21 protein-coding genes are annotated in these 24349 nt (G+C 71.6%); 11 read left to right on the forward strand and 10 right to left on the reverse strand.

What is annotated here, in order from left to right:
* Positions 1-86: 86 nt before the first annotated feature.
* Positions 87-743, forward strand: a complete 657-nt coding sequence (locus tag WQO_RS08945) for a TetR/AcrR family transcriptional regulator (RefSeq protein ID WP_010057690.1) — start codon at positions 87-89, stop codon at positions 741-743.
* A 256-nt stretch (positions 744-999) separates the two neighbouring features.
* On the opposite strand, the gene WQO_RS08950 is transcribed toward WQO_RS08945, so the two are convergent.
* Complete coding sequence (locus WQO_RS08950) at positions 1000-3996, reverse strand: bifunctional [glutamine synthetase] adenylyltransferase/[glutamine synthetase]-adenylyl-L-tyrosine phosphorylase (protein WP_058953924.1); 2997 nt, start codon at positions 3994-3996, stop codon at positions 1000-1002.
* A gap of 183 nt (positions 3997-4179) precedes the next feature.
* Between WQO_RS08950 and WQO_RS08955 the strand changes: the two genes are divergently transcribed.
* The gene (locus tag WQO_RS08955; RefSeq protein ID WP_010057686.1) at positions 4180-4701 is read left to right on the forward strand and encodes a pyridoxamine 5'-phosphate oxidase family protein; all 522 of its coding nucleotides are present in this window, start codon (positions 4180-4182) and stop codon (positions 4699-4701) included.
* Positions 4702-4727: 26 nt separating this feature from the next.
* On the opposite strand, the gene WQO_RS08960 is transcribed toward WQO_RS08955, so the two are convergent.
* Together WQO_RS08960 and WQO_RS08965 are read right to left on the reverse strand one after the other, a co-directional pair.
* A complete protein-coding gene (locus WQO_RS08960; RefSeq protein ID WP_010057684.1) occupies positions 4728-5522 on the reverse strand; it encodes a putative protein N(5)-glutamine methyltransferase in 795 nt (264 codons plus the stop codon).
* A 254-nt stretch (positions 5523-5776) separates the two neighbouring features.
* Positions 5777-7276 carry an MFS transporter gene (locus tag WQO_RS08965; RefSeq protein WP_050992249.1) on the reverse strand — a complete coding sequence of 500 codons (1500 nt, stop codon included), beginning with the start codon at positions 7274-7276 and terminating at the stop codon, positions 5777-5779.
* Between the two features lie 237 nt (positions 7277-7513).
* On the opposite strand from WQO_RS08965, the gene WQO_RS08970 reads away from it, so the two are divergent.
* Positions 7514-8113 carry an acyl-CoA-like ligand-binding transcription factor gene (locus WQO_RS08970; protein ID WP_010057682.1) on the forward strand — a complete coding sequence of 200 codons (600 nt, stop codon included), beginning with the start codon at positions 7514-7516 and terminating at the stop codon, positions 8111-8113.
* A gap of 56 nt (positions 8114-8169) precedes the next feature.
* Here the strand turns inward: WQO_RS08970 and WQO_RS08975 are convergent, their stop codons facing one another.
* On the reverse strand, positions 8170-8979 hold the full coding sequence (locus tag WQO_RS08975; protein WP_029182009.1) for a GntR family transcriptional regulator: 810 nt from the start codon (positions 8977-8979) through the stop codon (positions 8170-8172).
* 160 nt (positions 8980-9139) lie between these two features.
* Between WQO_RS08975 and WQO_RS08980 the strand changes: the two genes are divergently transcribed.
* The gene (locus WQO_RS08980; RefSeq protein WP_010057680.1) at positions 9140-9478 is read left to right on the forward strand and encodes a hypothetical protein; all 339 of its coding nucleotides are present in this window, start codon (positions 9140-9142) and stop codon (positions 9476-9478) included.
* Between the two features lie 144 nt (positions 9479-9622).
* Positions 9623-9919 carry a hypothetical protein gene (locus tag WQO_RS08985; RefSeq protein ID WP_010057678.1) on the forward strand — a complete coding sequence of 99 codons (297 nt, stop codon included), beginning with the start codon at positions 9623-9625 and terminating at the stop codon, positions 9917-9919.
* Positions 9920-10052: 133 nt separating this feature from the next.
* Here the strand turns inward: WQO_RS08985 and WQO_RS08990 are convergent, their stop codons facing one another.
* Positions 10053-10970, reverse strand: a complete 918-nt coding sequence (locus WQO_RS08990; RefSeq protein WP_010057676.1) for a MerR family transcriptional regulator — start codon at positions 10968-10970, stop codon at positions 10053-10055.
* Positions 10971-11135: 165 nt separating this feature from the next.
* Positions 11136-12497, reverse strand: coding sequence for a type I glutamate--ammonia ligase (gene glnA, locus WQO_RS08995; protein WP_006124033.1), 1362 nt, complete (start codon positions 12495-12497; stop codon positions 11136-11138).
* Between the two features lie 255 nt (positions 12498-12752).
* Here glnA and WQO_RS09000 point away from each other — a divergent pair, with 255 nt between their 5' ends.
* From WQO_RS09000 to WQO_RS09025, 6 genes are all read left to right on the forward strand, one after another.
* Positions 12753-13433: a DUF3105 domain-containing protein gene (locus WQO_RS09000; protein WP_010057674.1), complete on the forward strand. Its 681-nt coding sequence runs from the start codon at positions 12753-12755 to the stop codon at positions 13431-13433.
* Between the two features lie 26 nt (positions 13434-13459).
* Positions 13460-14164 carry a DUF305 domain-containing protein gene (locus WQO_RS09005; RefSeq protein WP_029182008.1) on the forward strand — a complete coding sequence of 235 codons (705 nt, stop codon included), beginning with the start codon at positions 13460-13462 and terminating at the stop codon, positions 14162-14164.
* Between the two features lie 157 nt (positions 14165-14321).
* Positions 14322-14747 carry a CBS domain-containing protein gene (locus WQO_RS09010; RefSeq protein ID WP_010057672.1) on the forward strand — a complete coding sequence of 142 codons (426 nt, stop codon included), beginning with the start codon at positions 14322-14324 and terminating at the stop codon, positions 14745-14747.
* 120 nt (positions 14748-14867) lie between these two features.
* Positions 14868-15287, forward strand: coding sequence for a hypothetical protein (locus WQO_RS09015; protein WP_032747804.1), 420 nt, complete (start codon positions 14868-14870; stop codon positions 15285-15287).
* Between the two features lie 70 nt (positions 15288-15357).
* The gene (locus WQO_RS09020; protein ID WP_010057669.1) at positions 15358-16950 is read left to right on the forward strand and encodes a multicopper oxidase family protein; all 1593 of its coding nucleotides are present in this window, start codon (positions 15358-15360) and stop codon (positions 16948-16950) included.
* A gap of 123 nt (positions 16951-17073) precedes the next feature.
* On the forward strand, positions 17074-18828 hold the full coding sequence (locus WQO_RS09025) for an NAD+ synthase (protein ID WP_010057668.1): 1755 nt from the start codon (positions 17074-17076) through the stop codon (positions 18826-18828).
* A 110-nt stretch (positions 18829-18938) separates the two neighbouring features.
* Here the strand turns inward: WQO_RS09025 and WQO_RS09030 are convergent, their stop codons facing one another.
* From WQO_RS09030 to WQO_RS09045, 4 genes are all read right to left on the reverse strand, one after another.
* Positions 18939-20198 (reverse strand): MFS transporter, encoded by a 1260-nt coding sequence (locus WQO_RS09030; RefSeq protein ID WP_010057666.1) that lies wholly within the window; start codon positions 20196-20198, stop codon positions 18939-18941.
* Between the two features lie 156 nt (positions 20199-20354).
* Positions 20355-21380, reverse strand: coding sequence for an endonuclease/exonuclease/phosphatase family protein (locus WQO_RS09035; protein WP_010057665.1), 1026 nt, complete (start codon positions 21378-21380; stop codon positions 20355-20357).
* Between the two features lie 239 nt (positions 21381-21619).
* Positions 21620-22420 carry a TetR/AcrR family transcriptional regulator C-terminal ligand-binding domain-containing protein gene (locus WQO_RS09040; RefSeq protein WP_010057664.1) on the reverse strand — a complete coding sequence of 267 codons (801 nt, stop codon included), beginning with the start codon at positions 22418-22420 and terminating at the stop codon, positions 21620-21622.
* 128 nt (positions 22421-22548) lie between these two features.
* Positions 22549-24156: a DHA2 family efflux MFS transporter permease subunit gene (locus WQO_RS09045; RefSeq protein ID WP_010057663.1), complete on the reverse strand. Its 1608-nt coding sequence runs from the start codon at positions 24154-24156 to the stop codon at positions 22549-22551.
* Positions 24157-24349 lie beyond the last annotated feature (193 nt).

Here is a 24349-nt window from a genome sequence, read left to right on the forward strand (position 1 = left end):
CTAAAGCCTTTCGGTTTCGGGGAATGTAGCCTCACCCCAGGTCATCGGGGAAGACCTTTCGCCGACGCAGATCAGGAGAACCACACATGGGACGGCCGCGCACACCGCTGCTCGACCGGGAGCGCATCGGTGCCACAGCGCTCGAACTGCTCGATGAACAGGGGGAGTTCAGCGTGCCGCAGGTGGCCCGCAGGCTGGGGGTGCAGACGGGTTCGGTGTATCACCATGTGGACGGGCGGGCCGGGGTGATCGAGCTGGTCCGGGAACGTGTCAGCGCGTCGATCGACACGGCCACGCTGGACCTCCACCCCTGGGACACGGCCCTGACCGCCTGGGCCCGCTCCTACCGCGCCGCCTTCGCCGCCCACCCGCACGCGATCCCGCTGCTGATGACGTCACCGGTACGGGCCCCGAAGGTGCTGGCCCAGTACGAACAGGCGGTCCGGCTGCTCCTGGACGTGGGCTTCCCGGTGGAGCGGGTGATGACGGTGATCACGGCCCTGGAGAACCTGGTACTCGGCTCGGCGCTGGACCTGGCGGCCCCGGAGACCATGTGGGAACTCCCGGCGGACTCCCCCGGCACGGAGAATCTGGCGGAGGCACTGGCGGCGATCGGCCCGGGCCGGGCGGACGCGGCGTTCGAACTGGCACTGGGGGCGTTCATGGAGCACTGCCGCACCCACCTCGGCCCACCCGCCGCCGATTCCGACCCGCCCGCCCCCTCCAGCCCGTCCGGCGTTTGAGGACATCTTTTCCGCTCGCGCACGTGGCGCCCGGCGGTTGAGGACCCCTGATCCAGCACCTCCGGGCGCACCACCCAGCCCCTCCGGCGTTTGAGGAGCGGGGTCCGGGGCCGGAGCCCCGGGAGGGAGCGCCGGGGCCGGCCCGGGGCGGAGCCGGGGCCTGGCGGGTGCGGAGCCGGGGCCTGGCAGGTGCGGAGCCGGGGCCTGGCGGGTGCGGAGCCCCGAGGAATCCCGGGCCCGAGCCCGGGAAGTCCCCTCAGCCCGCCGCCCCGTAGAACCGCTCCTCCACCACCGCCCGGGCCCGCCGCGTGGTCCGCCGGTAGTCGTCCAGCATGTCCCCGACATGCCCCGGCTCGTACCCCAGGTACCGCCCCACCGCCGCCAGCTCCCGCGGATCGGACGGGAACGTGTCGCCCGGCCGCCCCCGCACCAGCATCACCGCGTTGCGCACCCGCGCCGCCAGCACCCACGCCTCGTCCAGCGTCTGCGCGTCCTCCGCCGGGATCAGGTCGGCCGCGCACGCGGCGGCCAGCGCCTCGCGCGTGCGCGTCGTGCGCAGGCCGGGCTCCGCCCACCCGTGCTGCATCTGGAGCAGCTGGACGGTCCACTCGACATCGCTCAGCCCGCCCCGCCCCAGCTTCGCGTGGAGCGTGGGGTCCGCGCCGCGCGGCATCCGCTCGGACTCCATCCGCGCCTTGAGCCGGCGGATCTCGCGTACGGCGTCCTCGCCGAGCCCCTCCATCGGATAGCGCAGCGGATCGACCAGCTCGACGAAGGCCCGCCCCAACTCCTCGTCGCCCGCCATGTGTTCCGCCCGCAGCAGCGCCTGGCTCTCCCAGACCAGCGACCAGCGCCGGTAGTAGGCCTCGTACGACTTCAGCGTGCGGACCATCGGCCCGGTCCTGCCCTCGGGACGCAGATCGGCGTCGATGAGCAACGGCGGGTCCGCGGTGGGCAGTTGGAGCAGTCGCCGCATCTCGCTCACGACCGCGTTCGCCGCCCGCCCGGCCTCCTCGTCGCTCACGCCCTCGCGCGGCCGGTGGACGAAGAGGACGTCCGCGTCGGAGCCGTAACTCAGCTCGTGCCCGCCGAAGCGGCCCATGCCGATGACGGCGAACCGGGTCGGCAGGGTGTCGCCCCACTGTTCGCGGACGGCGGCCCGCAGCGCGCCCGCGATGGTGGCGGCGTTGAGGTCGGTGACGGCGGAGCCGACGCGGTCGACGAGGGCCCCGTGGTCCTGCTCGGCAGGGCTGTCCTCGGTGCCGTACGAGCCGATGAGGTCGGCGGCCGTCGTACGGAAGAGCTCCCGGCGGCGCACCCCGCGCACCACCGCGACGGCCGACTCCGCGTCCCCGGCCCGCCCCACCGCGGCCAGCACCTCCTGCTCCAGGTGCTCCCGGGTGCGCGGCGTGAGCCCCTCCGGATCGCCAAGGATCGCCACCGCCTCCGGGGCCCGCATGAGGAGGTCCGGGGCGAGGCGGCCCGCGGACAGGACCCGGGCGAGGTTCTCCGCTGCGGCCCCCTCGTCGCGCAGGAGCCGCAGATACCACGGGGTCTTGCCGAGCGCGTCGGACACCTTGCGGAAGCCGAGGAGCCCGGCGTCCGGGTCGGCGGAGTCCGCGAACCAGCCGAGGAGCACCGGCAGCAGCGTGCGCTGGATGGCGGCCTTGCGGGTCACCCCGGAGGAGAGGGCCTCCAGGTGCCGCAGGGCGGCCGCCGGGTCGGCGTACCCGAGGGCCTCCAGCCGGATCGCGGCGGCCTTCGCGCTGAGCCGGGACTCGCCGGGGGCCAGCTGGGCGACGGCGTCCAGCAGCGGCCGGTAGAAGATCTTCTCGTGCAGCCGCCGTACGACGGAGGCGTGCCGCTTCCACGCCTTGTTCAGCTCGGCCACCGGATCGGTGCGCATCCCGAGCGACCGCCCGAGCCGCCGCAGATCCGCCTCGTCCTCGGGAACCAGATGGGTGCGGCGCAGCCGGTAGAGCTGGATGCGGTGCTCCATGGCGCGCAGGAAGCGGTACGCCTCGTCCAGCTGCGCGGCGTCCGCGCGGCCGACGTACCCGCCCTCGGCGAGCGCCCGCAGCGCCTCCAGGGTGGAGCCGCTGTGCAGCGAGGCGTCACTGCGGCCGTGCACCAACTGGAGGAGCTGGACGGCGAATTCGACGTCCCGCAGCCCGCCGGGGCCGAGCTTCAGCTCGCGCTCGATACGGTCGGCGGGGATGTTGTCGACGACCCGGCGGCGCATCTTCTGCACGTCGGGGACGAAGTTCTCCCGGTCGGCGGCCCCCCAGACGAGCGGCGACACGGCCTCGACGTACCCGGCGCCCAGCTCGGGGTCGCCTGCCACCGCCCGGGCCTTCAGCAGGGCCTGGAACTCCCAGGTCTTGGCCCAGCGCTGGTAGTAGGCGAGGTGGGAGCTGAGGGTACGCACGAGCGGCCCGTTGCGGCCCTCGGGGCGGAGGTTGGCGTCGACCTCCCAGATGGTGCCCTCGACGGTGGTGTCGGAGCAGATCCGCATCATGTGCGCGGCCAGCCGGGTGGCGGCCTGCATGGCCTTGGTCTCGTCGACCCCGTCGCGCGCCTCCCCGACGAAGATCACGTCGACGTCGGAGATGTAGTTCAGCTCCCGCCCGCCGCACTTGCCCATCGCCACGACGGCGAGCCGGCACTGCGCGGCGTCCTCGGGCGCCGCCGTGCGGGCGATGGCGAGCGCGGCGCGCAGGGTGGCGGTGGCGAGGTCGGCCAGCTCGGCGGCGGTCTGGGCGAGGCCGGTCGTCCCGCAGACGTCCCGGGCGGCGAGGGTGAGCAGGCACCGGCGGTAGGCGACCCGCAGCGAGTCCGGATCGACGGCCTCGGCGAGCCCCTGCTCGAACTCGGCGACCCCGGGGTGCAGGTCGGCCGACTCGTACGTGACGAGCGCCTGCCAGTCGCGCGGGTGCCGGGCCAGATGGTCCCCGAGCGCCTCGGATGCGCCGAGGACCCCGAGGAGCCGGTCGCGCAGGGGCTTGGCGGTGACGAGGGTGTCGAGCAGCACCTGCCGCTCGCCCTCCTCCCCCGCCTCCACGATCCGGACCAGTCCGCGCAGGGCCAGATCGGGGTCGGCGGTGGCCCCGAGCGCCTCCAGGAGGACCGGATCGGACCGTACGGAGGCGAGCGCGTCCAGGTCGAGGAGCTGCTCGGCGGCGGACGGGTCGGTGAATCCGTGCCGCAGCAGCCTGGTGAACGTACTGCTTCTGCGCCCCGGCGCGGTCGTCATCCCGTGCTCTCCTGCCAGCCGAACCGATCTGCGTAACTGCTCGGCCGCTTCCCTCTCGGCGTCACAGCTCTCCGAGCCTAGTCCCGTACCGATGAATTCGGGGCAGCGGCGGAGTCCACCCACAGGGAGAACACCTGACAGCACCCCGCGACAGCACCACTAGACGCCCCCCTCGGAGGAACGATGTCCACGACCGAGCAGCCCCCGGCCACCCAGCTGGACGCCCGCTACAGCAGCGAGGCTGCGACGGCCCGCCCCTGGCCGGAGACGGCCGCCGTACTGACCGACGCCCCGCTGTACTGGCTCTCCACGGTCCGCCCCGACGGCCGCCCCCACGTCACCCCGCTGATCGGCGTCTGGTCGCAGGGCGCCCTCCACTTCTGCACGGGCCCGCAGGAGCGCAAGGCACGCAATCTGGCGGCCAACCCCGAGGTGGTCCTGACGACGGGTGCGAACACCCTGGACTCCGGCTTCGACGTCGTGGTGGAGGGCCGGGCGGACCGGGTGACGGACCACGAGCGGCTGACCACCCTGGCCCGGGAGTGGGAGGCGAAGTACGGCGCCGACTGGCACTTCGACGTCGAGGACGGCAGCTTCGTCCAGGCGGAGGCGGGCCGCGCCCATGTGTTCGCGGTCCACCCCCGTACGGCGTTCGGCTTCGGCAAGGGGGAGCCGTACAGCCAGACGCGCCACCGCTTCACGTGATCCGGGCCGACCCGACGAGGACGGTGTCACGTGATCCGCAAGGCCGTCCCGACGAGGACGGTGGCGTACAGCTCCTCGGAGACCAGGACCCGCGGGGTGAGCCCGGCGGAGCGCAGGACCTCCACCGCCGTGTCGCGCTGCCGCTCACCGGCCTCGACGAGCAGGCTGCCGCCGGGCGCGAGCCACTCGGGCGCTTCGGCGGCGACCCGGCGCATGACGTCGAGGCCGTCGCCGCCCCCGTCGAGGGCGACGCGCGGTTCGTGGACGCGGGCCTCGGCGGGGAGCAGTGCGACGTCGGCGGTCGGAACGTACGGAACGTTGGCGAGGAGTACGTCGACACGGCCGCGCAGGCCGCCGGGAAGGGGGGCGAAGAGATCACCCTCGTACACCTCCCCCATGTCGCCGACGTTGCGCCGGGCGCAGCGCACGGCGGCGGGTTCGACGTCGCAGGCGTGCAGTTCGGCCGTGTCCGACGCGTCGGCGAGGGCGACGCCGAGGGCGCCGGAGCCGCAGCAGAGGTCGACGACGACGGCCCGGCGGGGTGCGAGGGCGGCGGCCTGCGCCACGAGGAACTCCGTACGCCGCCGGGGCACGAAGACACCGGTGTCCACGGAGAAGCGGCGACCGCGGAACTCCGCCCAGCCCAGGACGTGTTCGAGCGGGAGCCCGGCGGCGCGGTGCTCGACGAGGGCGGACAGTTCATCGGGGGAAGCGGCCGCTTCGTGGAGGAGGAGGGCCTCGTCCTCGGCGAAGACGCAGCCGGCGCGGCGGAGGGCGAGGACGGTGGCGGAGAGGGTGGTGCTGACGGGGTGAACCGACATACGAGCGAAGCCTTTCGGGACATCCGATGGGCGCTCGACGATCGTCCTAGTCCGTCCGGTCAGCTTCGGCTGCCGCCGGTCGTCCGACGTGATCGCGTGGGGGTGAGCACCCAGCCTGATCCAGCGGTCATGGGTCTCACCTCCTCGGTCGATCGCGTCGTTCCCCGTGGCGTACGGGGGTCGTAACAGTACAACAGCCCGCTTCCGCACCCGCGGGGGGCGCGAAAGCGGGCTGTACGAGCCGTGCGGGTGACTTACAGATCCACGCTGTCCCGCAGCTTCGTCGGCGTGAGGAACAGCGACGCGATGACGCCGATCACCGCGATACCGGCCGAGATGAGGAAGATGTGGCCGGTGGCGTCCCCGTACGCGGCCCGGACGACCTCCTGGACCTGGGGCGGCATGGCGGCGACGTTGAGGGTGGAACCGCCGGAACCGGAGGCGGCGGGACCGATGCCGAGCTTCGCCAGCCCGTCCGTGATCTTCGTGGACACCTGGTGGGCGAGGACCGCGCCGAGGACGGAGACGCCCATGGTGCCGCCGAGGGAGCGGAAGAAGGTGATGGCCCCGCTGGCCGCGCCGATCTCGCTGAGCGGCACGGTGTTCTGGAGGACGAGCACCAGGTTCTGCATCGACATACCGACTCCGACGCCCACGCCGAGCATGCCCAGCGACACCATCACGAGCGAGGTCTCGTGGTCGATGAAGGACAGTCCGAGAAAGCCGAGGGCGAGGACCACGACTCCGGCGACGATGAACGGCTTGACCTTGCCGGTCTTGGAGACCAGCCGCCCGGCGACGGTGGAGGAGACGAGGACGCCGGCCATGAGCGGAATGGTGAGGAGCCCGGCCTCGGTCGGCGAGTAGCCGCGGCCGATCTGGAAGTACTGCCCGAGGAAGACGGCCCCGCCGAACATGGCCATGCCGACGGCGAGGCTGGCGACGATGGCGAGGGCGGGGTCGCGGCGGCGGACGACGTGGAGCGGAACGACTGGCTCCTTGACCCGGTTCTCCACGAGAACGGCCGCCCCGAGGATGACCACGCTCCCGCCGACCATCAGTGCGCTCTGCCAGGAAATCCAGTCGAAGTCGTCGCCGACGAAGGTGACCCAGAGGAGCAGGAGGCTGACCCCGGCCGCGATGAGCGAGGCCCCGAGGTAGTCGACCTTGGTGTCGGGCCGGCGGACCTCGACGAGGTGCAGGGTCCGGGCGAGCAACACGGAGGCGAGGAGGGTGAAGGGCACGGCGACGAAGAAGCACCAGCGCCAGCCGAGCCAGGAGGCGTCGGTGATGAACCCGCCGAGCAACGGCCCGCCGACGGTGGCGACGGCCATGACGCCGCCGAGGTAACCGTTGTAGCGTCCGCGCTCCTTCGGGCTGATCATCGCGGCGATGATCACCTGGACGAGCACCTGGAGCGCGCCCATGCCGAGCCCCTGAACGGCACGGAAGGCGATGAGCTGCTCGGTGGACTGGGCGAACCCGCACGCGACCGACGAGACGACGAAGAGCCCGATGGCTATCTGGAGCAGGAGCTTCTTGCTGAACAGGTCGGCGAGCTTGCCCCAGATCGGGGTGGAGGCCGTGGAGGCGAGCAGGGTCGCGGTGACGACCCAGGTGTACTGGGACTGCGTGCCGTCGAGGGACCCGATGATCTGCGGCAGCGCGACCGAGACCACGGTGCTGCTGATCATCGCCACGAACAGCACGATGAGCAGCCCGCTGAGGGCCCGCAGGACGTGGCGGTGGTCCATGGGCGCGGCGGCGGGGGCCCCGGCCGGGGCGGCGGCGGTGTCTGCTGCGCTCACGCGCAACCTCCGGAAATGTTCGTACGAGAGGCCCGTCAGCGGTGTCGGGACCGGGTCAACCCGAATCCGTGCACGACCCCGTACGGGAGGGAGAAGACTTCACCATACATGCACACTGGGCAATTTTGCCCACTGAGCAAGAATCTCATACCTCGGGGGATGCACCCGGGGGATAATGCCCCCATGGACAGCAGCACCGCGGGCCCTGGACTTCGGGAACGCAAGAAGGAAGCCACCCGCCAGGCTGTGCACGAGGCGACCCTGCGCCTGACGGTGGAGCACGGTTTCGACCAGGTGACGGTCGAGGCGGTGGCGGACGCGGCCGGGATCTCCCGCAGAACGTTCTCGAACTACTTCACCAACAAGGAGGACGCCCTCCTCTACGGCGAGGAGCAGCAGATCAGGGCCCTGGTCCGGACGGTCCGCGAGCGCCCGGCCGACGAGCCCGCCTGGCCGGCGCTGCGCGCGGCGGTGGCCCAGTTCGCGGACCGCGTGGCACCACCGGAACGCGAATGGGCGATCCGCACCCGCCTGGCGATGCGTCACCCCTCGCTGCTGGCCCGCCAGTTGGCCAACCACGCCGCCCTGGAACGCGACCTGGCCGAAGCGGTGGCAGCCCGCCCCGGCCCGTCGTCGGCCCCCATCCGCCCGATCGTCCTGGCGGCGGGATTCCTGGCCTCGCTCAGGATCGCGATGCGCATGTGGATCGAGGAGGACCTGGCGCGGGAGCCGGCGGCGGTGATCGACGAGATCCTGGACGAGATGGGGCGGGGGTTCGCGTGAGGGCGGGTTCACCGACGGGCCAGGCCCGTCGGTGAACCCGCCCCTCGGCAGCCGCGTCAGGAATCCGGCTGGTCGGAGTCCGGGCGGTCGGAGTCCGGCTGGTCGGAGTCCGGCCGGTCGATGCGGATCTCGTAGGCGATCTCCCAGCGGATGTCCGGCACGACGACGTCGGCCGTCTCCACGGGGCGGCCCTCGCGGTCGAAGTACGTGCGCTCGATCTCGATGACCAGATCGCCGATGGAGATCCCGAGCAGGTTGGCCTGTTCCCGCGTCGCACGGGCCGGGCGGGGCAGTTCGATGCCGGTGGCGATGTCCACGCCGATGGAGCGCATGCGCTCGACGACGCCGATCTTGCCGTGCGGGCCCATCTCCGGGAGCAGGACCGGCGTCCCGTCCGTGATGGCCATCGGCTCCCAGCTCTTGGCGAGTTGTACAGGCATGCCGTCGGCGAGGAACTCGTAGTCCGTCACGACGCACAGGTCGCCCGGCTCGATCGCCAGGCGCTCCGCGATGTCCTCCGGTGCGGGTACGCGCGCCACACTCGTGCACTCCCAGTCCGCCTCGTGGTCGAGCTCGGCCATGTCCGAGGCGAACGGACTCCTGTTCCGCTGCTCGCGGTGGCGTGAACGGACCATGCGCCGGCGCTCGCGGGCCCGGCGGACGTACGTACCGGAGCCGGCGCGCCCTTCGAGGATGCCCTCGATGATCAGACGCTCCATGGCCCGCTGCGCCACGGACTGGCCCACGCCATACTCCTCGGCGAACCGCGCCCGGGACGGCAGCTTGTCGCCGACGGCCCATTCACCGGCCCGGATGCGAGCCCGCAGCTTGTCCGCCACCTGCAAGTACGGCGTATCACGTGGCATTTGAGCAGCTCCGTGTGTTCGGCGTCGGTATGGGCGTCGCTGGTTGACAAAGCTAACCCATCAGGTTGAAGCTGAATACTCAGCATTACCTGGAGTGACCTTCAGTTCACAGGGGAGAAGTGTGCGCTCTGCAGAAGCGCGGATTGCGGCGCTGACCGGCATGCTCGCCGCCGCCACAGGCACCGAACCGCGTGTGGCCACCGACCTGGACGTCATCCGCGTCGAGGCCGATCTCCCCGCCGAGTTGAGCGCGACCGCCCACGCGGCCGTCCTCGCAGCCCTGGCCACGGCGGACCGCTACGGGCACACGCGCACCCGCGCCGCCGAGTACGTCTGGGCCGAGATCAGCAGAGAGGCGAACGTGACCACGACCGAATCCCCCGACACGGCCTACCGCGCCCTGCTCGGCCACACGATGACCTGCACCGCCTGCCGGACCGGGGCGATCTGCCCCGACGCGGCGAAGCTCGTCCGCGTCTGGCGGGAGACCCGCCGATGAGGGCGCCCGGCCTCGTCTGGCGGGAGACCCGCCGGTGAGGCCCCGGCCACATCAGCCCCACCACGCCCACCGTCCCGACCAGCGACGGAGGCACCTGATGCGCAAGACCCGCCAGGCGTTACCGACACCACCCGGGAGGCTCGAATGATCACCCTCTCCCCGACCGACGTCCTCGACTGCGAGGCGTGCTGGAACGCCCCGGTCGCCGCCGCCCGGCAGACCCCTGCCGGCCGTGACCTGCTCTGCGAGGAGTGCGCGGAGGGCGACTACCCACGCCGCGTCGACCTCTTCCCGCCGTTCGGCATCTACGGCCTGACGCCCCGCAAGCTCCTGAACGACGGCCGGCACGGCAGCGGCCCCCCGAAGCTCCCACCCAACCCGGGCCCGCCACTGCCCAACCCTCCCCCGGCCCCGTCACCGCCGGGGACGCCGCCGGTGTAGGGGGCGCGCTCCCCAAGCCGGGGGCGTTGTCAGTGCCCCTTGCTAGATTCCCTGGTGGCAGAAGACCGGTCAGACCTTCGAGGTACGCGGTCAAGGGGGGTGGGCACAAAGGTCCCCGGGAGCCACCTCGGGACTATGTTGGAAGCCGTGGATTCCCACCCCCCTCATCCGCCGTGAGCACGGACAGCTCTGCGGCCAGTTCCATACAGCGCAGGCGGGCCGGGGAGAATTCGTAGGGCATTTTGCCGGTCGCTTCGAGCACACTCATGGCTCTGCCGGAGCTGGAGCCTGAACCGTTCTCTTCGTTGTCGCCGGTCTCAGGGTGCGCAGCGTCCCAGGCGTCGAAGAGCGCGTCGTCGTCCGCGTCGAGGCCGGACTCCTCGATGACGGCGTGCAGGGCGCCTTCGAAGGCATGCCGTTGGGCGGCCACTTGAGCCACCCGTGGGTCATCGACGGCGACACTGTCGTCGAGTGCCTCCTCGGCGGCGTCGACACGATCGGATTCCTCCCGCAGGGCGGGGTGCACGGCCAGGGCGACGAACCGCGTGGCCTGCACGGCTGCTCCGAGCGGCCCGAAGATCCGCTCGGTGACCAGGAGGGTGTCCAGGTCGGCCTGGTGCAGGGAGCCCTCGGGCAGGCCCTTGAGGCGTTCGGTGACGAGGTCCGAGAGCAGCCCCATCCGGCTGCCTTCGACGCGCATCCGCTGCACGGCGGTCCGTTGGCGTCGCAGTTCCGCCTCCTGGGCGGCGAGGGCTCCCTCCACGCGCTCCAGCACGGCCTCGATGCCGTCTCCGCCGTGCGCGTCGGCGGAGTCCTCGGCGAAGGCCTCGCGGATATCCTCCAGCGCGATCCCGGCGTCGGCCATCCTGCGGATCCACAGCAGCCGGATCATGTCCTCGTACCCGTAGCGGCGGCGGTCATCGCCACCCCGCTCGGGCTCCGGGAGCAGGCCGATCTCGTGGTAGTGCCGGATCGCCCGCGGCGTACAGCCGGCGAAGGCCGCCGCGTCGCCGATCTTGACCTGACGGGGTGGCACGAAAGACGCGGGCATGGGCGAGGACCTTCTCTCAAGGGTCGAGGACGTACGTCCACCGGACCACATGCCGCTACGGAAGGTGCAACCCTTCACCTCTTCAGCACCGGGTCACACTGTGGACGGGCCACCTCGATGGAATCGGGCGACCCGCCCACAGTCACGTACGTAGGTACGTACGCCCTACAGCACCGGCAGCAGCGCCTTCAGCTCGAAAGCGGTCACCTCGCTGCGGTACTCCTCCCACTCCTGCTTCTTGTTGCGCAGGAAGAAGTCGAAGACGTGCTCGCCCAGGGTCTCGGCCACCAGCTCGCTCTTCTCCATCAGCGAGATCGCCTCGCCCAGGTTCTGCGGCAGCGGCTCGATGCCCATCGCGCGGCGTTCGGCGTCGGAGAGGGCCCAGACGTCGTCGTCGGCGCCGGCCGGGAGTTCGTAGCCCTCCTCGATGCCCTTGAGGCCTGCGGCGAGCAGGACCGCGTAGGTGAGGTACGGGTTGGCGCCGGAGTCGATGGAGCGGACCTCGACGCGGGCCGAGCCGGTCTTGCCGGGCTTGTACATCGGGACGCGGATGAGGGCGGAGCGGTTGTTGTGGCCCCAGCAGATGTACGAGGGGGCCTCGCCGCCCGCGCCGGCCGCGCGGGACGAGCCGCCCCAGATGCGCTTGTAGGAGTTGACCCACTGGTTGGTGACGGCCGAGATCTCCGCCGCGTGCTTCAGGAGGCCCGCGATGAAGGAGCGGCCCACCTTGGAGAGCTGGTACTCCGCACCCGACTCGTAGAACGCGTTGCGGTCGCCCTCGAAGAGGGAGAGGTGGGTGTGCATGCCCGAACCCGGGTACTCCGAGAACGGCTTCGGCATGAACGTGGCCTGCACGCCCTGCTCCAGCGCCACCTGCTTCATCACCAGGCGGAACGTCATGATGTTGTCCGCCGTCGACAGCGCGTCCGCGTAGCGGAGGTCGATCTCCTGCTGACCCGGGGCGCCCTCGTGGTGGCTGAACTCGACCGAGATTCCCATCGATTCGAGCATCGTGATCGCCTGGCGGCGGAAGTCCATGCCGACGTTCTGCGGCGTGTGGTCGAAGTAGCCCGAGCTGTCCGCAGGCGTCGGGCGGGTGCCGTCGACCGGCTTGTTCTTCAGCAGGAAGAACTCGATCTCGGGGTGGGTGTAGAAGGTGAAGCCAAGGTCGGACGTCTTGGCCAGGATCCGCTTCAGGACATAGCGCGGGTCCGCGAAGGACGGCGAGCCGTCCGGCATCAGGATGTCGCAGAACATCCGCGCCGTGCCGGGAGCCTCCGCGCGCCAGGGCAGGATCTGGAAGGTCCCCGGGTCCGGCTTGGCGATCATGTCCGACTCGTAGACCCGTGCGAAGCCCTCGATCGCCGAGCCGTCGAAGCCGATGCCCTCGTCGAAGGCCTGCTCCAGTTCGGCCGGTGCGACGGCGACGGACTTGAGGAACCCGAGGACGTCGGTGAACCACAGCCGCACGAAGCGGATGTCGCGCTCCTCAAGGGTCCTGAGGACGAATTCCTGCTGCTTGTCCATTGCCACATCCTTGCAGTTCAGACGGTCCGTGCACCACCGCCCGGGGTAGGGGGACACTTCAGTATCGCGACCCGGGATTTCCCCCAGATTACGCACACGGTGTGAGAGAGAGCACTCGGCCACCCACTACGATCGGCGACCGAGCAGCGGTCGGCTTCGGTGCCTGCTTCCTCTCCGGCTTTCCGCCCGTCCGCGCACCCCGGTCCACGGACCGTTCTCCCGTCTCCCGGCCCCTTCGCAGAAGGACTCCACGACATGAGCTTCGACCCCCGGTACCCCCAGCCGCAGGCTCCCGCCCCCGGCGCACGCTCCACCCGCAACCGGGCCATCGCCATAGGGCTGAGCGCCGCCGTCGTGGCCGGTCTCGTCGCTTTCGGCTCGTTCATGCTGCTGGACAACTCCGCGGCCGACGAGAAGTCCGACAACGCCTCGGCGGCCCACGACGGCAAGCACCCGGGCGGGCACGGCGACGCCAAGGGCGGGGCCATCGAGGGGCTGAAGTCCTGGGACGCGGCGAAGCTCGGCCGCCGGCATGTGGCGGGCACGGTGGACTATCCGATGAAGCCTCCGGTCGGCGGCGACCACAACGCGTCCTGGATGAACTGCGACGGCGACGTATACGAAAAGGCCCTCCCGGACGTCAACGCCGTCCACTCCCTGGAGCACGGCGCGGTCTGGGTCACGTACAACGGCTCGGCCGCCGAGACGGATGTCGCCGCGCTCGCGGAGCGGGTCGAGAAGACCCCGTTCACCCTGATGAGCCCGTACGCCGGCCAGGAGGGCGTGATCACGCTCAGCGCCTGGGGCAAGCAGGTCACCGTGGACTCCGCCGACGACCGGCGGGTGGACCAGTTCCTCACCGAGTACGTCCAGGGCGCCCAGACGCCCGAGCCCGGCGCCCCCTGCACCGGCGGGCTGGCGACGGTGCCTCAGTGACCGGGACAACAGACCCTACGGACCCGGTGCCGACTGCCGAGCGGCGGAAGACCGCGCGTGTGCGGTGGGCGGCCGGGGCCGCCGTGGCCCTCGCCCTGCTCTTCGCCGGGGCCGCCGCCGTCGCCTCCGCCCGTGACGACGGTTCGGCGCCGGGCGCGGCCGGTGCGCCCGCCCCGGACTCCGCCGACGCCGGGTTCGCCCGGGACATGGCCGTCCACCATCAGCAGGCCGTCGAGATGTCGTTCATCGTCCGCGACCGTACGGAGGACGAGGACGTCCGCCGTCTCGCGTACGACATCGCCAACACCCAGGCCAACCAGCGCGGCATGCTCCTCGGCTGGCTCGACCTCTGGGGGCTGCCCAAGGTCGCGGGCGGTGACCAGCCCCCGATGGCCTGGATGGGCGGCGGCGAAGGTGACGGTGGGCATGAGCATGGTGGGCACCATCCCAGCAGTGGCAGCGGCGGTGACGGTGTGCTCATGGCCGGGATGGCTTCCCGCGCCGAGCTGGAGCGGCTCGCGCGCCTCGACGGCCGGCAGGCCGAGGTCTTCTACCTCCAGCTCATGACGGACCACCACAAGGGCGGCGTCGCCATGGCCGAGGCGTGTGCGTCCCGGTGCACCGTCCCGGTGGAGCAGCGGCTCGCCCAGGGCATGGTCGAGGGGCAGCAGTCCGAGCTGGGGCTCATGCGCGACATGCTCACCGAACGGAAGGCCCGGCCCCGGTCCTGAGCCCGGGGCCACGGCCCGGACGACGCGCGTCAGCTTGCGTCCTCGCATCGGCGCACCCGAACGGGTGATTGCGGTCGCGCGCGCGTCCCCCGCCGATGACGATGGGTGCGCTCGGGGCCGTACGGCAGTGCCATCGGCACGCAGGAGGAAATCCCCCATGACGACCGCCAAAGACATCATGCACAGCGGGGCCCGCTGGATCCCGGCCCACGAGACCCTCGACCGTGCGGCGCAGCTGATGCGCGAGCACAACGTGGGCGCCCTGCCCGTCTCCGCCGACGGCGACTCGGACCGGATGGTCGGCATCATCACCGACCGCGACATCGTCGTCGGCTGTGTGGCCAAGGGGCACGACCCGTCGAAGGTCACGGCGGGCGATCTGGCGCAGGGCACGCCCCGCTGGATCGAGGCGGAGGCCGATGTCGACGCGGTCCTGGAGGAGATGCAGACCCACCGCATCCGCCGGCTGCCCGTCGTCGAGAACAAGAAGCTGGTCGGCATGATCAGCGAGGCTGACCTCGCGCAGCACCTCACCGAGGAGCAGATCGCGGGCTGGGCGGAGAAGGTCTACTCCCGCAGCTGATTCCCCGGCCGAGAAGCCGAATCGTGCGCGTGACAGCTGCCCGGCGCCTCTGGTCCGCTTCGGCGGGAGGGGGCCGGGCCGCCGTCCGTCCGTATACCCGCCGGGGGTAGGGTGGCCCGCATGGCGGGCAGGACGCGGAGCAGGAGCGTGACGTACGGGCAGCTGGCGCTGTTCGCCGCCCTGCTGTTCGGCATCGTCACCATGCACACGGTCGGGCATCCGGCCGAGCACGGCGGATCGGCCGCGATGTCGGCGGCATCGGCACCTTCGTCGGCTTCGCCGACCGCCATGCGCGAGCACCCCGCGCCGCACGGCTCCCCCGGGGCCGATGCCCCCATGAGCGGCATGGATCCGCTCTCCGTCTGCCTCGCCGTCCTCGGTGTCTGGGGCCTCGCCCTCGTCGGCTCCTGGCTGCTCGGGCTGCGCGCCGACGGGCGGCCTCTCGGTACGCCGGTGGGGGCGGGGCTCCTGCGCGTGCTGCGGCCGAATCCGCCGCCCCCGATATCGGTGCTCGCCAGCGTCTCGGTGCTGCGCATTTAGGAGTGGGCGTCTCACCTCCGCCCCTTCCCGAAACCACCGGATCACCCAGTTCTTCAGAGGTGTCTTCAGCATGCCCATGCACCAACTCCCCCGCCGCGCCGTGCTCGGCGCCGCTCTCGCCGTCGCCGGTACGGGAGCCCTCGCCGCCTGTTCCGACGGCGGCAGCGGCCACAGCGGCGCCCACTCCCCCGGCGGCGGGGCCCAGGACTCCGGTACGTACGTCACGCCCGGCGGCAAGGAGGTCGAGGCCGCCGAGGCGGCGCGTGGCTCCGGGCCCGTACGGAAGGTCTCCCTCACCGCCACCCGGACCCGGCTCGATCTGGGCGGCGGCACCACCGTCGCCTCCTGGGCCTACGGGGACCGGCTGCCCGGGCGCGAGGTGCGGGTGACGGCCGGGGACACCCTCGCCCTCACCCTGGCCAACCACCTTCCGCAGCCCACCTCCCTGCACTGGCACGGGCTCGCGCTGCGCAACGACATGGACGGGGTCCCCGGGCTGACCCAGCGGGACATCGCCCCGGGGGCGGAGTTCGCCTACCGGTTCGCCGTACCGCATCCGGGGACGTACTGGTTCCACCCGCACTCCGGCGTCCAGCAGGACCGGGGGCTGTACGCGCCGCTCATCGTCGAGGACCCGAAGGAGCCGCTGGCGTACGACAAGGAGTGGGTCGTCGTCCTCGACGACTGGGTCGACGGCGTGGACGGGTCCACCCCGGACGCCGTCCTCGATGAGTTGTCCGGAGGTATGAGCGGCGGCGGGCACGGCGGGATGGATCATGGCGCGCACACCATGTCCGGTTCCGGTGAGGACGATCCGGGTGACAGCGGTCCCTCCCGGATGATGATGGACGCCCGCAGTGAGCTGCTCGGGGGCGACGCCGGTGATGTCGCCTATCCGCACTACCTGGTCAACGGGCGGGTCGCGGACGATCCGGAGACGTTCCGGGCGCGGCCCGGGGACCGTGTCCGGCTGCGGATCATCAACGCCGGCGGCGACACCGCCTTCCGCGTCGCGCTCGGCGGGCACCGGATGACCGTGACGCACACCGACGGGTTCCCGGTCCGGCACACCACGGGGGACGCGCTGCTGCTGGGGATGGGTGAGCGGTACGACGTCCTCGTCACCGCCGGGGACGGGGTCTTCCCGCTGACCGCCCTGGCGGAGGGGAAGAAGGCGGCCGCCCTCGCCGTCCTGCGGACCGGGGGCGGGGCCGCGCCCGCCGCCTCCGTACGGCCGAAGGAGCTGGACGGGAAGCTCGTCGAAGCGGGGCGGCTGGTGCCGGATCCGTCGGTGGCGCTGCCTATCCGTCTGCCGGACCGGACCATCCGCATGCGGCTCACCGGTGGGATGGCTCGGTACGACTGGGCCTTCGACGGGCAGCCGTACGACGCGAAGCGGCGGCGGCCGGTGGAGGCGGGCGAGCGGGTGCGGCTCGTCTTCGACAACGGGACGGCCATGTGGCATCCGCTGCATCTGCACGGCCACACCTTCGCGCTCGGCGGGAACGCCGCCGGGGCCCGCAAGGACACCGCGATCGTGCTGCCGCACCGGTCGCTGACGGTGGACTTCGACGCCGACAACCCGGGGCTGTGGATGGTCCACTGCCACAACGTCTACCACGCGGAGGCGGGGATGATGACGGTCCTCGGCTACCGGGGCTGACCTTCCGCGACTCTCGGTGGGGCGGCGCGGACAGCCGCTCCCACCTGCGGTTCCGGCGGGCCGGAGCAGATTTTGCCCGGCCCACCGGGACATCGCGTCAGAAAGACGATTACACTGGCGGACGTGCCTCAACTACGCCTCGCACTGAATCAGATCGACTCGACCGTCGGCGACCTCGCCGGCAACTCCGAGGCGATCGTCCACTGGACCCGGCACGCCGCCGAACAGGGCGCCCACCTCGTGGCGTTCCCCGAGATGGTGCTGACCGGCTACCCCGTCGAGGACCTGGCCCTGCGGTCGTCCTTCGTCGAGGCCTCGCGGCAGGCGCTCCGCGCGCTGGCCGCCCGGCTCGACGCGGAGGGCTTCGGCGAACTGCCGGTCGTCGTCGGCTACCTGGACCGCTCCGAGCACGCCGCGGCGCGCTACGGGCAGCCGGCCGGCTCCCCGCGCAACGCCGCAGCCGTACTGCACCGCGGTGGGATCGCGCTCAACTTCGCCAAGCACCACCTGCCGAACTACGGCGTCTTCGACGAGTTCCGGTACTTCGTGCCGGGCGACTCGATGCCCGTCGTCCGGGTCCACGGCATCGACGTGGCCCTCGCGATCTGCGAGGACCTGTGGCAGGACGGCGGGCGCGTCCCGGCCGCCCGGTCCGCCGGGGCCGGGCTGCTGCTGTCGATCAACGCCTCGCCGTACGAGCGGGACAAGGACGACACCCGGCTGGAGCTGGTCCGCAAGCGGGCCCAGGAGGCCGGCTGCACGACGGCCTATCTGGCGATGATCGGCGGTCAGGACGAGCTGGTCTTCGACGGTGACTCGATCGTCGTCGACAAGGAGGGCGAGGTCATCGCCCGCGCCCCGCAGTTCTCCGAGGGCAGCGTCATCCTTGATCTGGAGCTGCCCGCGGCGGCGGCCGAAGCGCCCTCGGGGGTCGTCGACGACGGGCTGCGGATCGACCACGTCGTGCTGTCGGACGAGCCGGTCGCCGCGTACGAGCCGGAGCTCGCGGGCGGGTACGCGGAACGGCTGGAGGACGAGGAGGAGATCTACTCGGCGCTGGTCGTGGGGCTCCGTGCGTACGCTGCGAAGAACGGTTTCAGCAGTGTGCTGATCGGGCTCTCCGGCGGGATCGACTCGGCGATCTGCGCGGCCATCGCGTGCGATGCGCTCGGTGCGCAGAACGTGTACGGGGTCTCGATGCCGTCGAAGTACTCCTCGGAACACTCCAAGGGCGACGCGGCCGAGCTGGCGCGGCGTACCGGGCTCAACTTCCGTACGGTGCCGATCGCGCCGATGTTCGACGCGTACATGGAGTCGCTGGAGCTCACCGGGCTCGCCGAGGAGAACCTCCAGGCCCGGCTGCGCGGGACGACGCTGATGGCCATCTCCAACCAGGAGGGGCAGATCGTGCTGGCGCCCGGCAACAAGTCGGAGCTGGCGGTCGGCTACTCCACGCTGTACGGGGACGCGGTCGGCGCGTACGGGCCGATCAAGGACGTCTACAAGTCGTCGGTGTTCCGGCTGGCGAAGTGGCGCAACCGGGCGGCGGAGGAGCGGGGCCAGACCCCGCCGATCCCCGAGGCCTCGATCACCAAGCCGCCGAGCGCGGAGCTGCGGCCGGGGCAGGTCGACACGGACTCGCTGCCGGACTACGAGGTGCTCGACGCGATCCTGGAGATGTACGTGGACCGGGATCAGGGGATGGACGCGATTGTCGCGGCCGGGTTCGGTGCGGAGCTGGTGGCGAAGACGTTGCGGATGGTGGATACCGCCGAGTACAAGCGGCGGCAGTATCCGCCGGGGACGAAGATCTCGCCGAAGGGGTTCGGGAAGGATCGGCGGTTGCCGATCACGAATCGCTGGCGCGAGTCGTCTTAGTGGGGGTGGGTGGTTGCCGGGGGCGTCCGGCGGCCGCCCTTGTCCTCGAGCGCCGGACGGGCTGGGCTCCCGCGTGGGTGTCCGGCCCGTCCGGCGTATCGGTTCCGTCCTCAAACGCCGGACGGGCTGGAGTTGGCGGATTTGGCTGCGGGCCCGCCCGGCGAACCGGTTCCGTCCTCAAACGCCGGACGGGCTGGATGGGCCGCCACCACCCGCGACGCCTTCCCCTCGCCCCGGTCCAGGAATCCCGCCGTCGCCGCTATCGCCAGGCCCGCCACCGCCAGGATCGCGCCCACGAACGCCGGGGACGTCCAGCCCCAGCCTGCCGCTATCGCCACGCCGCCCAGCCATGCGCCGCCCGCGTTGGCCAGGTTGAAGGCGGAGTGGTTGGAGGCGGAGGCCAGGGTCGGGGCGTCCTTCGCCTTGTTCATGACCAGCATCTGGAGCGGGGTCGTCGTCATGAAGCCGACCGCGCCCAGCAGCACCACCATCGTCAGCGCCGCCCACTGCACGTGCACCGTGAACGGGAACGCCACCAGGACCACCGCGAGGGCGCCGAGCGAGCCGTACAGGGTCGGGCGCAGCGCGCGGTCCGTGAGGGGGCCCGCGGCCAGGGCGCCCAGGGTCATGCCGATGCCGAAGAGGGCCAGGACCAGGGTCACGGAGGATTCGCCGAAGCCCATCGCCTTCGTGGTCATGGCCGAGAGGTAGGAGTAGACCGCGAAGACGCCGGCGAAGCCGAAGACCGCGGTGAGCAGGCCGAGGATCACCTGACGGTTGCCGAGGGCGCGCAGTTCGCGGCGTACGTCCTGGTGGGCCTCGACGGGGATGTGCGGTATCAGGCGGGCCAGGGCCGCCATGGCCGCCAAGCCGATCGCCGCGACGACGAGGAACGTGGCGCGCCAGCCGAGGTGCTGGCCGAGGAGGGTGGCGGCGGGGACGCCGACGATGTTCGCCACCGTCAGGCCGAGGAACATCGTCGCGACCGCCCGCGCCTGGCGGCCCTCGGAGACCAGCCGGGCGGCGACCACCGCGCCGACGCCGAAGAACGCCCCGTGCGGGAGACCGGCGAGGAGGCGGCCCGCGACCAGCCAGCCGAAGTCGGGGGCGAGCGCGGAGGCCAGGTTGCCGATGGTGAACAGCGCCATCAGGAGCAGCAGCATCTTCTTGCGGGGGATGCGGGAGCCGAGGCCGGTGAGCAGCGGTGCGCCGAGGACGACGCCGATCGCGTACGCGGAGACGAGGTATCCGGCGGTGGGCACGGACGTGCCGAGGTCGTCCGCCACATTGGGCAGCAGGCCCATCATGACGAACTCCGTCGTGCCTATGCCGAAGGCGCTCACGGCCAGGGCGAGGAGGGCCAGGGGCATGGGAACCTTCGCAATCTCGGAGCGGGGGCAGAACGAAGAGCCGTCGCCTCGGCGTGGACGCCGGGCGACGGCTGAGTCTTCTTTATGTATGCGACTGGAACAAATTGTCGCAGACGTTTTATGCCGCGCGGTGAACGGGCGGTTGCGTGGCCGTGATCACAGCTCCACGCGGGCCGCGATCGGGAGGTGGTCACTGTCGGTCGCCGCGAGGGTCCAGGAGGCCATCGGCTCGACGCCCTTGACCATGATCTGGTCGATCCGGGCCATCGGGAACGAGGCGGGCCAGCTGAAACCGAAGCCGTCGCCCGCCGCGCCCTGGGTGGAGCGCATCTGGGCGGTGACCGCGTTCAGCGAGCGGTCGTTCATCGTGCCGTTCAGGTCGCCGAGCAGGACGACGCGTTCCACGCGTTCGTCGGCGATGGCCTCGCCGAGCGCGTCGGCGCTGTCGTCGCGCTGGTTGGCGGTGAACCCGGCGTGCAGCTTCACACGGACGGACGGCAGGTGGGCCACGTACACCGCGACCTCGCCCTGCGGGGTCTTGACCGTCGAGCGCATCGCCCGGGTCCAGCCCATCTTGATGTCGACGGGCTTGGTGTCGGCTAGCGGGTACTTGCTCCACAGGCCCACGGTCCCCTGGACCGAGTGGTACGGGTAGCGGCCGGCCAGCGACTTCTCGTACGTCGAGACCTGCCGGCCCGGGAGCTCCTGGAGGGCCACGACGTCCGCCCCGGATCCGGCGACCTGCTGGGCGGTGCCCTCGGGGTCGGGGTTGCCCGCGTTGACGTTGTGGGTGGCGACGGTGAGGTCGCCGCCGCCGCCGGACTTGTCGGTGAGCAGGCCGCCGAACACGTTGAGCCAGACCACGGCGGGCAGCAGGAGCGCGATCAGGGCGGTCGCGGAGCGCCGCAGCAGGCCCAGGACCAGCAGCACCGGGATGAAGAGCGCGAGCCACGGCAGGAACGTCTCGATGAGGCTGCCGAGGTTGCCGAGCCGGTTGGGGATCTGCGCGTGGACGACCATCAGCAGGGTCAGGAGCACCGAGCAGAGGGCCAGGAGAATGCCGCGCCGCCAGTAGCCCGGGTCGTTTCTCAGCCGGTCCCACAGGCCCCGGAAGCGGGATCCGCGGGCCCCGGGCTGCTCGGCGCTGCCGTTGTCCGTGTCCGCTCCGTACGCCTGCACCATCGCGCTGTCCTCACTGCCTTGCCCTGCACATCGCCGCGCCCTCGACCCTAGGTGATGAGCGGCGCCTTTCCCGCCGTCGACCTACCGGCCCGCCGGGGCGCCTGTGTGGCGGCCCGGCCGGTGCTCGGTGTGCGACGACCGTACGGAGGCCCCTCGGACCCCGTACGGAGACCAGGACGACACAGGCGGGACGAGGGGTTCCGGTCCGGGGCCGACCGGTGGGGCTTGTGACAGAACGATCACACTTGTGCCGCGGGGGCGAGCCCCTGCAGCAGGGCCGTGATGATGCGGTCCGCGAGGTCGTCGGGCAGCGGCGCGTCGGGGCGGTGCACCGTGCGGACGAGCATGGGGCCGACGAAGAGGTCGTCGATCAGCTCGACGTCGAGGTCGTCGCGCAGCTCCCCGGCGGCCACCGCGCGCCGCACCGCCTCCACCATCGCGAGGCGGCGGGGGGCGATGACCGTGCCGTGGTACTCGTTCCACAGCTTCGGGTGGCTCTTCATCTGCGCGAAGATGTTGTGCAGCAGCGCCGAGGAGCGCTGGGCGAGGCCCCGGGTGCGCAGGGATTCCAGCATGACGCGGAGGTCGGCGAGGCCCTCGGTGCCGGAGACCGGCGGGTCGTCGGGCTCCATGTCCCGTACGACGTCGACGAACAGCTCCTCCTTGTCCGACCAGCGGCGGTAGATCGTGGCCTTGCCGACGCCGGCCGTGCGGGCGATGCGCTCGATGGAGAGGCCCGCGAGCGGTTCGCCCGCCTCCAGGAGGGCGATGACGGCGTCCAGGATCGCCCGTTCCGCCGCGGCGGAACGGGGGCGTCCGCGGCGCGGCTCCGAATCGGGGACCTCGGCCGGAACCCCTGCCGATGTCCCGTCCGGAGCACCGGCCGGAACTTCTGCCGGAACCCCTGCCGGTGTCCCGGTCGGAGCCTCGGCCGACGTCTCGGCCGACGCCCCGGCGGACGCCCCGTCCGGTGCGCCGGGCGGCCGGTCGCCCCCGTTCCGTGCCCCGTGCCGGTCCCGCTCGCCGTCCTGGCCTTGCACCGTGAAGCCGCCTCTCGCCGCGCCGTCGTCGTCCCTCGCACGTCCGCCGTACGCCCCGCGTACGTCCGTCGCCTCGATTCTCGCCGACCCGGGGTCCGCGGATCGACGGGCCTCGTCGGGTCAGCGGCTCAGCGGGTCAGCTGTTCCGCCGGGGGGCAGGCTTCCTCGGGGGCCTCGGTCCTCGCCGGAGGGCGGCCCGGCAGGAACAGGCCGACGACCACCGCACCGATCAGGGCCACGGCCGCCGAGCCGAGCGCGGTCACGTGCATGGCGCTGATGAACGCGTCGTTGGCGGCGGCGGCCAGCGGCTTTCCGGCCACCGGGCCGAGCTTCTCCGCGACGCCGAGCGTGGCCTCGATGGACTCGCCCGCCACGTCCCTGACCCCGGCCGGGACCGCGCCGAGGTGGCCCTCGATGTCGCCCCGGTAGACGGTGGAGAGCACCGAGCCGAGCACGGCGATCCCCAGCGCCCCGCCGACCTGGCGGAAGGTGTTGTTGATGGCCGAACCGGAACCGGCCTTCTCACGGGGCAGCGCCTGCATCACAGCGACGGTGACGGGCGGCATGATGTGCGCCATCCCGGTGCCCTGGACGAAGAAGACGAGGCACATCACCCACACCGGCGTACCGGCGTCGAACAGGGCGAAGGCCGCGAGTCCGGCCGCGACGAGCAGCATGCCCGCCGTGCAGACCGCGCGGGCGCCGAAGCGGTCGACGACCAGCCGGGCCCGGGGCGCGAAGATCATCTGGGCGGCCGCGAGCGGAACGATCAGCAGGCCCGACTCCAGGGCGGTGTAGCCGCGCACGCTCTGGAGGTAGAAGGCGGAGAAGAACGTCACGCCCATGAGGGCGAAGAAGACCAGCGCGATGGCGGCGACGGCGGCGGAGAACGCGGGCTTCCGGAAGTACGTGATGTCGATGGCCGGGTGGCTGCTGCGCTTCTCGTGCCAGACGAATCCGGCCAGGACGAGCAGCCCGCCGGCGATGGCGAGGAGGACGGTGGTGTCGGTGAAGTCGGCCAGTTCGCCGCCCCGGATGATCCCGTACACCAGCAGGACCAGGCCCACGATGGAGAGCGCGACGCCCAGCGGGTCGACCTTGCCGGGCTTCGGGTCGCGGGAGTCGGGGACCAGGACCGCCATCGCGATCAGGGCGATCACGACGACGGGGACGTTCACCAGGAAGATCGAACCCCACCAGAAGTGCTCCAGGAGCAGTCCGCCGGTGATCGGGCCGATGGCGATGCCGAGGCCGACGCTGCCCGCCCAGATGCCGATGGCCTTGGGCTGCTCGTCGCGCTCGAAGACGTTCACCAGGACAGCGAGGGTGGCGGGCATCACGAAGGCGGCGCCGAAGCCCATCAGCGCACGCCAGGTGATGAGCTCACCGGGCGAGGCGGAGAAGGCGGCCAGGGCGGAGCCGATGCCGAAGACCAGGATGCCGGCGAGGAGGACCTTCTTGCGGCCGATCCGGTCGCCGAGGAGGCCCGCGGTGAACAGCAGTCCGGCGAAGACGAGCGTGTAGGAGTTGATCGCCCACTCCAGCTCGCTCTGGGTGGCGCCGATGCCGGTGGGGGCGGGGCTCGCGATCGTCTTGACCGCGACGTTCAGGATCGAGTTGTCCAGCACCACGATGAGCAGGCTGAACATGAGGACGGCGAGGATCCACCAGCGGCGGCGGTGGATCGCCTCGGGAACACGGGGCGCGGCGGCGGGAGCGCCGGACGGTATGGACATGGGGAGAGCCTAGACGTCATTTCGATACGAGACCGTCTCGTATTGTTAAAGCTTTCCCCAACGGGGCCGTACGGCTTTCCCCCATGAAGCCGTACGGAGGGGTGTGTGCGGGCCCACTTCACGAGGGGCGGGGCGGGATGCCACCATGGAAGGGATCCGGGGACGCCGACAGGGCGCCTCGAGATGACGAAGG

The organism is Streptomyces globisporus C-1027 (genome assembly GCF_000261345.2).
Classification (GTDB): Bacteria; Actinomycetota; Actinomycetes; order Streptomycetales; family Streptomycetaceae; genus Streptomyces; species Streptomyces pakalii.

Bases quoted from the DNA above. Each gene is read 5' to 3' on its own strand.
- WQO_RS08945 (WP_010057690.1), top strand. From the start codon at position 87: ATGGGACGGCCGCGCACACCGCTGCTCGACCGGGAGCGCATCGGTGCC.
- WQO_RS08950 (WP_058953924.1), bottom strand. From the start codon at position 3,996: ATGACGACCGCGCCGGGGCGCAGAAGCAGTACGTTCACCAGGCTGCTG.
- WQO_RS08955 (WP_010057686.1), top strand. From the start codon at position 4,180: ATGTCCACGACCGAGCAGCCCCCGGCCACCCAGCTGGACGCCCGCTAC.
- WQO_RS08960 (WP_010057684.1), bottom strand. From the start codon at position 5,522: ATGTCGGTTCACCCCGTCAGCACCACCCTCTCCGCCACCGTCCTCGCC.
- WQO_RS08965 (WP_050992249.1), bottom strand. From the start codon at position 7,276: ATGGACCACCGCCACGTCCTGCGGGCCCTCAGCGGGCTGCTCATCGTG.
- WQO_RS08970 (WP_010057682.1), top strand. From the start codon at position 7,514: ATGGACAGCAGCACCGCGGGCCCTGGACTTCGGGAACGCAAGAAGGAA.
- WQO_RS08975 (WP_029182009.1), bottom strand. From the start codon at position 8,979: ATGCCACGTGATACGCCGTACTTGCAGGTGGCGGACAAGCTGCGGGCT.
- WQO_RS08980 (WP_010057680.1), top strand. From the start codon at position 9,140: ATGCTCGCCGCCGCCACAGGCACCGAACCGCGTGTGGCCACCGACCTG.
- WQO_RS08985 (WP_010057678.1), top strand. From the start codon at position 9,623: ATGATCACCCTCTCCCCGACCGACGTCCTCGACTGCGAGGCGTGCTGG.
- WQO_RS08990 (WP_010057676.1), bottom strand. From the start codon at position 10,970: ATGCCCGCGTCTTTCGTGCCACCCCGTCAGGTCAAGATCGGCGACGCG.
- glnA (WP_006124033.1), bottom strand. From the start codon at position 12,497: ATGGACAAGCAGCAGGAATTCGTCCTCAGGACCCTTGAGGAGCGCGAC.
- WQO_RS09000 (WP_010057674.1), top strand. From the start codon at position 12,753: ATGAGCTTCGACCCCCGGTACCCCCAGCCGCAGGCTCCCGCCCCCGGC.
- WQO_RS09010 (WP_010057672.1), top strand. From the start codon at position 14,322: ATGACGACCGCCAAAGACATCATGCACAGCGGGGCCCGCTGGATCCCG.
- WQO_RS09015 (WP_032747804.1), top strand. From the start codon at position 14,868: ATGGCGGGCAGGACGCGGAGCAGGAGCGTGACGTACGGGCAGCTGGCG.
- WQO_RS09020 (WP_010057669.1), top strand. From the start codon at position 15,358: ATGCCCATGCACCAACTCCCCCGCCGCGCCGTGCTCGGCGCCGCTCTC.
- WQO_RS09030 (WP_010057666.1), bottom strand. From the start codon at position 20,198: ATGCCCCTGGCCCTCCTCGCCCTGGCCGTGAGCGCCTTCGGCATAGGC.
- WQO_RS09035 (WP_010057665.1), bottom strand. From the start codon at position 21,380: ATGGTGCAGGCGTACGGAGCGGACACGGACAACGGCAGCGCCGAGCAG.
- WQO_RS09045 (WP_010057663.1), bottom strand. From the start codon at position 24,156: ATGTCCATACCGTCCGGCGCTCCCGCCGCCGCGCCCCGTGTTCCCGAG.